The organism is Maribrevibacterium harenarium (genome assembly GCF_006385675.1).
GTDB lineage: Bacteria > Pseudomonadota > Gammaproteobacteria > Pseudomonadales > Marinomonadaceae > Marinomonas > Marinomonas harenarium.
In genome coordinates this window covers 26,295-33,265 of record NZ_VFRR01000009.1, presented here as the reverse complement: position 1 = coordinate 33,265, position 6,971 = coordinate 26,295, and the positions used below count along the sequence as shown (strand labels likewise).

Below are 6,971 nucleotides of genomic sequence, written 5' to 3'. Positions count from 1 at the left end.
TATTTACGCAAGGCGAAAAGAAACGGTAGAACGGAGTTTTGCGGACGCAAAGGAACTACATGGGTATCGCTACGCGAGGTTTAGAGGAATAGACAAAGTATCTTCACAGTGTCTACTGACAGCTGCCGCCCAAAATATGAAAAAGATCGCCCTATTGCTTAGTTAAGGGGCTATCTTGCTTAAAGAGCGCTTGAAATGGACTTCAAGTGCTCCGACACTTCTCTGAGACCGATTACAAGAGACGCTGACTAAATCCAGCTATCGAGAGTTCACTTTTAAAATAAAAACAAAACCCCAACAAAAAGCTGGGGTTTATCGACACTCTGAAAACCCCAGCAAAAAGCTGGGGTTTATCGACACTCTGACCTGCTGCGGCAGGTCTTTTTTGGGTCTTTAGCTGAGTTAGGCGAGATACTCTTCTAACGCTGCTATTGAGTCCTGATATAAGCTATCTAAACCGCCTAAAGAGGCTTGTGCACCCGCTACATCTGCCGCTTTCCCTTGTTGTTCCATGGTCGCGAAGCGTGCTGCCAAATCCACCATGCCTAAATTGGATGTCGCTGATTTTAGCGAGTGGCTAAGCTTTTCTATGTGGTCCGCATCTTGAGCATCGACGACTTCTTTGAGTTGTGCCAACTTTGCAGCGCTGTCAGCTAAATAGCTTTGAAAAATGGTGCGGTAGGTTTCCTTACCAATAATTTCGCTCATGGTATCAAGTTGAGCTGTATCAAGCAGAGCCATGGTGTTCTCCTAAAAAGCGTTGTAAGAAGGTTCTTAGGGTTGCGAAGGTGATAATTGCCGGCAACGGAATAAGAGCTTCAGTCGGTATATCGTATTCATCCTGATCTTTGTGTAGCTCAGGTAATGTTAGCATTGCGGCAATCGGATTATGGTTTGCCAGTAGAATTAAGTCGGCTTTAGTAGCGTCTTCTTGATTTACCAAGGATGTGCTTTGGCTGACGATTAGTCCCATGTTACTTAATATGTGCACGAGAATAGTGTTTTGATAGCTATGCCCATCAAACTGCTCACTTTTTACTAAGTGGATATGGCCACTTAAAGGAGCGGTCTTTACCGCTAGTGTCGGAGCAAGGTGAACCTTTTCAAAGGGAAGATCGAGTAAAAAATCTAGGGTTTGGTCGGGTTTTATACTCAGGCGCAATCCTCCGCCCAACTGTTCGAGACGAAGCTTCATAAGTGTCAGGCTTACACCCAATTCGCATACATAGGTCATCAGCCCATCATTTTCTGAGTTATGCAAAGGCTCAATTAACATGGCTTTTGCAGCCTCGGAAAAGAAATCTTTTACGCTAGTCTGTAGGTGGCATTGAACCATTATTGGGGCTTGGAACAAACCATTGGTCGGTACCGGCAAATCTGAAGTTTGTATTGTTAGGGCAAAACACTGATTGGAATCATGCAGCATAACGCTTTCTAGCAGTGGGGAAATGGTTTGCTGCAGCAGTACAAAGTCGGTTGTTAGCTGTGCGGGAAGTGAAGGATCTAGGCGCAAGATCAGCCGATTGTGCTGAAATCGTAATTGGGGAATTAGCTGCTCGAAGAGTGTATCAAACACTTCGACAGTGGCGGTCAGATTTTCCTTAAGGTGTTGCGGCTCAAATGGTGTAATCAGTGCTTGGATAGCATTCAAATTTCGATCGAGTTGTTGTGCTTTGAAGCGAATGCGTCGTGTATCAGCCGCTGATAACTCGCTCTGGGGTGACAAGCCTCCGACTAATTCGGCCACACTCGGATGTAATTGCTTTACCAGACAAATAAGTTCATTAGTGTGTTGCTTCGCTTGTGCTTCCAACTGTGCTTCAAGTTGCTTCCCTTGGCTACGTAAGGTCTGTAGTTGTTTTGTCTGTTGCCGCAGCAGTATCAGTAATGCAGCCAAGGTGAGCGTTAACAAGACACATAGATTTTGCAATAGCTCAAGTTGGTGATTCAGTTGATTACGTTGTTCCGTGACATGGTCATTGGCGCCTTCATTAACTAATACTACCAACTCATTGATGCGTGTATCCGTTACCTCTAAACGGGCGAGAATATTGCTTACGACCGCTAAATCGCCTTGCTCAAGCCGCGCCAGACTGGCACCAATTAACTCAAATTCACCATTAATAATATTGATGAGCCGGGTAACTCGACCACCCCCGAAGGTCTTTACCAAGTCACCGATTTGACCGGTACGCAGTAAATCGATGCGACTCATTAACAGGTCATATTGAAATAATGAGTCGCCCTGTAGTGGTAAGTCGTCCTTGCTAAGACGTTGCAGATAGTTAGCAAAGCGATAGGTTTGCACCTGGAGCTGCAAGGCATTCCAGCGGGAGCTCTCGAACGCACTGCGTGCGTTAACATAACTGGCTTCATTGGCTTGCATACTTAAGTAAACAACCAATGCCCCCAACAGTAATAGGGCAGTTAGGGTAGCCGCTAAAATGAGCTGATGTACACGCTGTTTCATCTGCACAAATAAAGACGTATCTGGCATGGTAGGTTAGGGCTCGCGTTGTATGACTTCGATTGAGGTAATCTGCCAGATTGAGCGCCCGTAATAGACCTCGGCTTGTAATGTGGGTGAGGAGTCAAAATTGTATACCAACATAATTGGACCTTTCGATCGTACCGACATGATTTCGCCGTCCACATGGGTAGCGAAAACCACATCAAAACGTCGAAAATCACTCACTGGAACTTCTGTTATATAGTTGTTCAGAGCTTTGATACGAAGCACATTACCGTCTGCTCCCACCGCATCGAGTAGGGCTTGAGGCGTCACCCCGCGATAGCGACGAGCCGATGTGCTCCAGGGGTTGTGGGTCACAACCACCTTTTGTTCGAGTCGAGCGAGCATAGCGGCATCGAAGACTGCTTTGCCTGGCTGATTGGTAATCTTTATTGCCCCCGTGACTGTGAGAATCGGGGCATGATCCGGTAGTGGCAACGCCTGGGTCCATGGCGTACTGAAGAATAGCGTCAAAAGGAAGAAAACTCGGAATAGCATCAATTTGGCCCATTGATTACATCTTTGCCAAATAATAACCAAAAGTCACACAAATACCTGTTTTAATCTGGTTAAAGTTACAAAAAGACACGTTTGTCCGTGAATGACTTTTTGGTGCATTGGTTTTTATCGCACCTTGTCTCCCGTGATACTATCCCCATCTACACGATATTGTTTGTAATGACGAAAGGATATAGCGTTGATTACCCAGCCGTTTAAAGTCATCGCCGCATTTGGGCGAGCATTTCCCTTATTGTTTTCCCCCGATTTAAGACTATTTGTCTTAGCTCCCTTAGCGGCTAACATCGCCTTATTAGCACTCATTTATATTGTGGCATTGAGCTACTTGGGGGTAGCGGTAGATGGGTTAATGGCCTACGTACCAGATTGGTTGTCGTTTATCCATGTGGTGTTTCAAGTGATTTTTGCCATCCTAGTCGGGATCTTGTTGTTCTATAGCTTTTCCGTTGGGGTGAATATTTTAGCCGCGCCATTTATGGCGATTTTGGCTGAAAAAGTTGAGACCAAGCTGACCGGTAAAACTTTTGATGATGATTTAAATGCCCAGGCTATTATGGCGATGGTAGGGCGGAGCATACAGCGTGAATTACAAAAGCTAGGCTACTTCTTACCACGTTTTATCGGTTTGTTTTTATTGTCCTTTGTGCCTTTAGTGAACATTGTTGCGCCAGTACTACTGCTATTGTTTTCCGCTTGGATGCTGGCTGTACAGTATATGGATTATGCCTTTGATAATAATAAGATTAGCTTTCGCTTGATGCGTGAGACGTTACGTGAACAACCATTTTTGTGTTGGACCTTTGGGTTTATCATGATGCTTGCAGTCACCATTCCGGTACTGAACTTGATTATGATGCCTGTTGCGGTAGTCGCCGCTACGCTATTATGGGTTAGCCAACTGGATGGCCAATATCATTTTTCTGACTTACTGACTCAACAACAAAAGGACCGCCCTACCCATGTCATTAAAGATACTCGTCGTTGATGATGCAACCTTTACCCGTGATTTGATCAAACGCACCCTGCGTAAGCAATTTCCCAGCGTCACGGTCGAAGAAGCGGTTAACGGACGCAAAGCTCAGCAAATGTTGGAAAAGGTCAAGTTCGACATGGTGCTGTGTGACTGGGAGATGCCAGAAATGACGGGGGTGGAGCTGCTAGATTGGTGTCGCAAGCAACCTCAGTACAGCAAGGAAACCCTCCCTTTTGTCATGATTACTAGCCGTGGCGACAAAAGTCATGTTGTCGAGGCTGTCCAAACCGGTGTGACTGACTATATGGGCAAGCCTTTTTCGGCGGAACAGTTAGTCAATAAGGTACTATCTGCGGCAAAAAAACATAATCTCGATGGTAAGTTGAAAAGTGGTCAGCGCGCGACAGTCACGCCTGGTGGCGTAGCTTCTGCTTCCTTAGATATTCTTACTGGTGGTGCTGGTAAGCAACGGGTAACAAGTTCCAGCAAGATTACGCCACCCCCCGCTGCCGTAGTGAAAACTAAGGATGTTAAGATACCGACCTTGGTACGTTTTGCCGGTAAACAATTTCGTTGCATGGTCATCCACTTGAGTAAGCAGGAAGTCACTTTGCTGATCAAAAGTGATGATGTGATCCCCACGGTGCTAGATCAAGCGGTGCTCGATTTAGAACACGAAAAGCAATTAAATCGCTTGAATTACTATGTGCAGTCCGTTGCTACCACAGAGAAAAAGCCAGACTCCGCTTTCCTTACGGTGACCTTGGCTCTTATCGACCAAGATCACGAGAAAGAAGCTTTTCTAACGGCTCTGTTTGATGCGGTTTAACTAAGTCCGCTCGCGCTGGGAATCATTGGTGGGAGCGAGATCCGTATTGGTGACCGCCTGCAATAGGGGGTCCTTACGCACTCGGTCAGCAGGGAAATAACAGGAGAAGGTCGAGCCATAGTTAGGTTGGCTATTCACCTGTAATTTTGCACTATGATGAATGAGCACATGTTTGACTATGGCTAGGCCTAGTCCTGTGCCCCCAGTCGCTGAACTACGGCCCTTGTCCACGCGGAAGAAGCGTTCAGTAAGGCGTGGGATATAGCGCGGATCGATACCAATCCCTTCATCTTTGACGGTAAAAATGCCACTGACCTCGGTGTTGCGCCAACTTACTTGGATATTGCCACCTTCCGGTGAGTACTTGATAGCGTTCAATACCAAGTTGGAGAAGGCGCTATAAAGCTCGTTATAAGCCCCATAAATAAAGCTGTCGTTGGGAATATCAAAGTTTAGCTCAAAGCGCTCATCCAGTAGTGGATTCGCCATTTTCTGCAGTGTGGTGGCTAACTCCGCTAGATTGATCCACTGGTGATTTTCCGGTTTTTCATTGGCTTCTAAGCGCGACAATAACAATAAATCCTCAATTAGCTGCTCCATACGGGCAGACTGATCCGTCATATTGTCGATACCGCGCTGCATACTTGCCGGCAGGTTATCTTTAAACATACCGAGTGTTTCCAGATAACCTTTAATCACCGTCAGTGGCGTTTTTAGTTCGTGGGAGGCATTGGCGACGAAATCTTTACGCATTTGCTCCAAAAGGTGTAGTCGGGTGACATCCCGTACAAAGATCAAATGATCGTTCTGGTCATACAAGGTGGTTTGTATCTCGATATACATCCCTTCCTTGGCTGGAGATTTAATGACCAGCGGCTCACCAAAACGTTTCTGACTAAAGTAACGAAAGAAATCTGGGTTGCGTAAGATATTGGTGATGGGTTGACCTCGGTCGACTGGTCGCATCAGCCCGAGTAAATGCCCCGCGGAGTTATTCCACCATTCCAGCGCTCCTTGGCTGTCCGCCATGATAACGCCTTCTTTTAAGGCTGCGGTAGAGTTTTCCACCCGATTCAAAGCCTGACGCATCCGGCGTTTGGATTTACGCTGTTTTTTCTGCAAACGATAGACGGCATCAAACACTTCCCCCCAAATACCAGAGGACTCTGGAGGCGAAGCCTTGCCTGAGCGACGTAACCAAGAGTGAAATTGGTATAGCTGATAAAACTGCAAATACAGTGAGCCGAGCACGTAAATAAATACCAGCTCCAAGGGGTGCTTCAGCACCACGCCAATCACCAGTACGGCGATCAACCCTATTGACCAATTCAAAATGGCGCGACGCCAAATCTCTTTCATAAGCGTTTAAGCAATCCGTTTAGATGAAAAACGGTAGCCTGTTCCCCGTACCGTTTGGATTAAGAAATCGTGGGATTCGCCAATGGCTTTACGCAACCGACGAATATGCACATCGACGGTACGTTCTTCCACATAGACGTTGCCACCCCAAACTTGGTCCAGCAATTGAGCCCTGGAATAGGCCCGTTCTTGGTGGGTCATCAAGAATTTTAGCAGGCGATATTCTGTCGGCCCCATTTCAATCGGGGTGCTACCGATGCTAACCCGTTGGCTGATCGGGTCAAGCAGCAAACCATCCACTTCGATGGGCTCGTCCACACCTTGTGGGGTAGCACGACGTAAAACGGCTTTTAGGCGTGCTACCAATTCACGAGGAGAAAATGGCTTAGTAATATAGTCGTCTGCTCCCGCTTCTAATCCTTGAATTTTGTTGTCTTCTTCGCTCTTGGCGGTCAACATAATCACCGGGATTTCAGCGGTCGTGGGATCTTTCTTCAAACGACGGGTCAACTCAATGCCGCTACCCCCCGGCATCATCCAATCGACTAAGATCAAGTCAGGGCGGTGGTCAACAATGATTTCATGGCCTTGTTGGCTGTTGGCAGCTTCTAAATATTCATAGCCTGCCATTTCGAGCGCGACAGCAATCATCTCTCTGATTGGTGCCTCGTCATCTATAATTAATACTTTTTTACCGGTCACAGGATTATACCCTCATCTCACGAACGGTTTTATTAAAGCGGGCTTTTGTGACAATTAGATTAAATTGTCACATGACT

General features: G+C 46.5%; 8 protein-coding genes. 3 read left to right on the top strand and 5 right to left on the bottom strand.

The window, feature by feature from the left end:
* Positions 1-166 (top strand): transposase (locus FJM67_RS06550; RefSeq protein WP_181161439.1); only part of this gene is annotated, 166 nt, incomplete at its 5' end.
* Between the two features lie 236 nt (positions 167-402).
* Here the strand turns inward: FJM67_RS06550 and FJM67_RS06545 are convergent.
* From FJM67_RS06545 to FJM67_RS06535, 3 genes are read right to left on the bottom strand one after another with little or no spacing between them, the layout of a single operon-like run.
* Complete coding sequence (locus FJM67_RS06545) at positions 403-741, bottom strand: Hpt domain-containing protein (protein WP_140587990.1); 339 nt, start codon at positions 739-741, stop codon at positions 403-405.
* Positions 728-2,497: an RNA-binding protein gene (locus tag FJM67_RS06540; RefSeq protein WP_140587989.1), complete on the bottom strand. Its 1,770-nt coding sequence runs from the start codon at positions 2,495-2,497 to the stop codon at positions 728-730. Before FJM67_RS06540 ends, FJM67_RS06545 begins: the two co-directional genes overlap by 14 nt.
* A 6-nt stretch (positions 2,498-2,503) precedes the next feature.
* A complete protein-coding gene (locus FJM67_RS06535; protein ID WP_140587988.1) occupies positions 2,504-3,010 on the bottom strand; it encodes a hypothetical protein in 507 nt (168 codons plus the stop codon).
* Positions 3,011-3,209: 199 nt separating this feature from the next.
* Here FJM67_RS06535 and cysZ point away from each other — a divergent pair, with 199 nt between their 5' ends.
* Both cysZ and FJM67_RS06525 read left to right on the top strand, forming a co-directional pair.
* Positions 3,210-4,016, top strand: coding sequence for a sulfate transporter CysZ (cysZ, locus tag FJM67_RS06530; protein ID WP_140587987.1), 807 nt, complete (start codon positions 3,210-3,212; stop codon positions 4,014-4,016).
* On the top strand, positions 3,991-4,833 hold the full coding sequence (locus tag FJM67_RS06525; RefSeq protein WP_140587986.1) for a response regulator: 843 nt from the start codon (positions 3,991-3,993) through the stop codon (positions 4,831-4,833). Before cysZ ends, FJM67_RS06525 begins: the two co-directional genes overlap by 26 nt.
* Here the strand turns inward: FJM67_RS06525 and phoR are convergent, their stop codons facing one another.
* Together phoR and phoB are read right to left on the bottom strand one after the other, a co-directional pair.
* On the bottom strand, positions 4,834-6,192 hold the full coding sequence (gene phoR, locus FJM67_RS06520) for a phosphate regulon sensor histidine kinase PhoR (RefSeq protein WP_140587985.1): 1,359 nt from the start codon (positions 6,190-6,192) through the stop codon (positions 4,834-4,836).
* Between the two features lie 6 nt (positions 6,193-6,198).
* Entirely contained in the window at positions 6,199-6,894 is a 696-nt protein-coding gene (gene phoB, locus FJM67_RS06515) for a phosphate regulon transcriptional regulator PhoB (protein WP_140587984.1), read from the bottom strand.
* Positions 6,895-6,971: the final 77 nt, after the last annotated feature.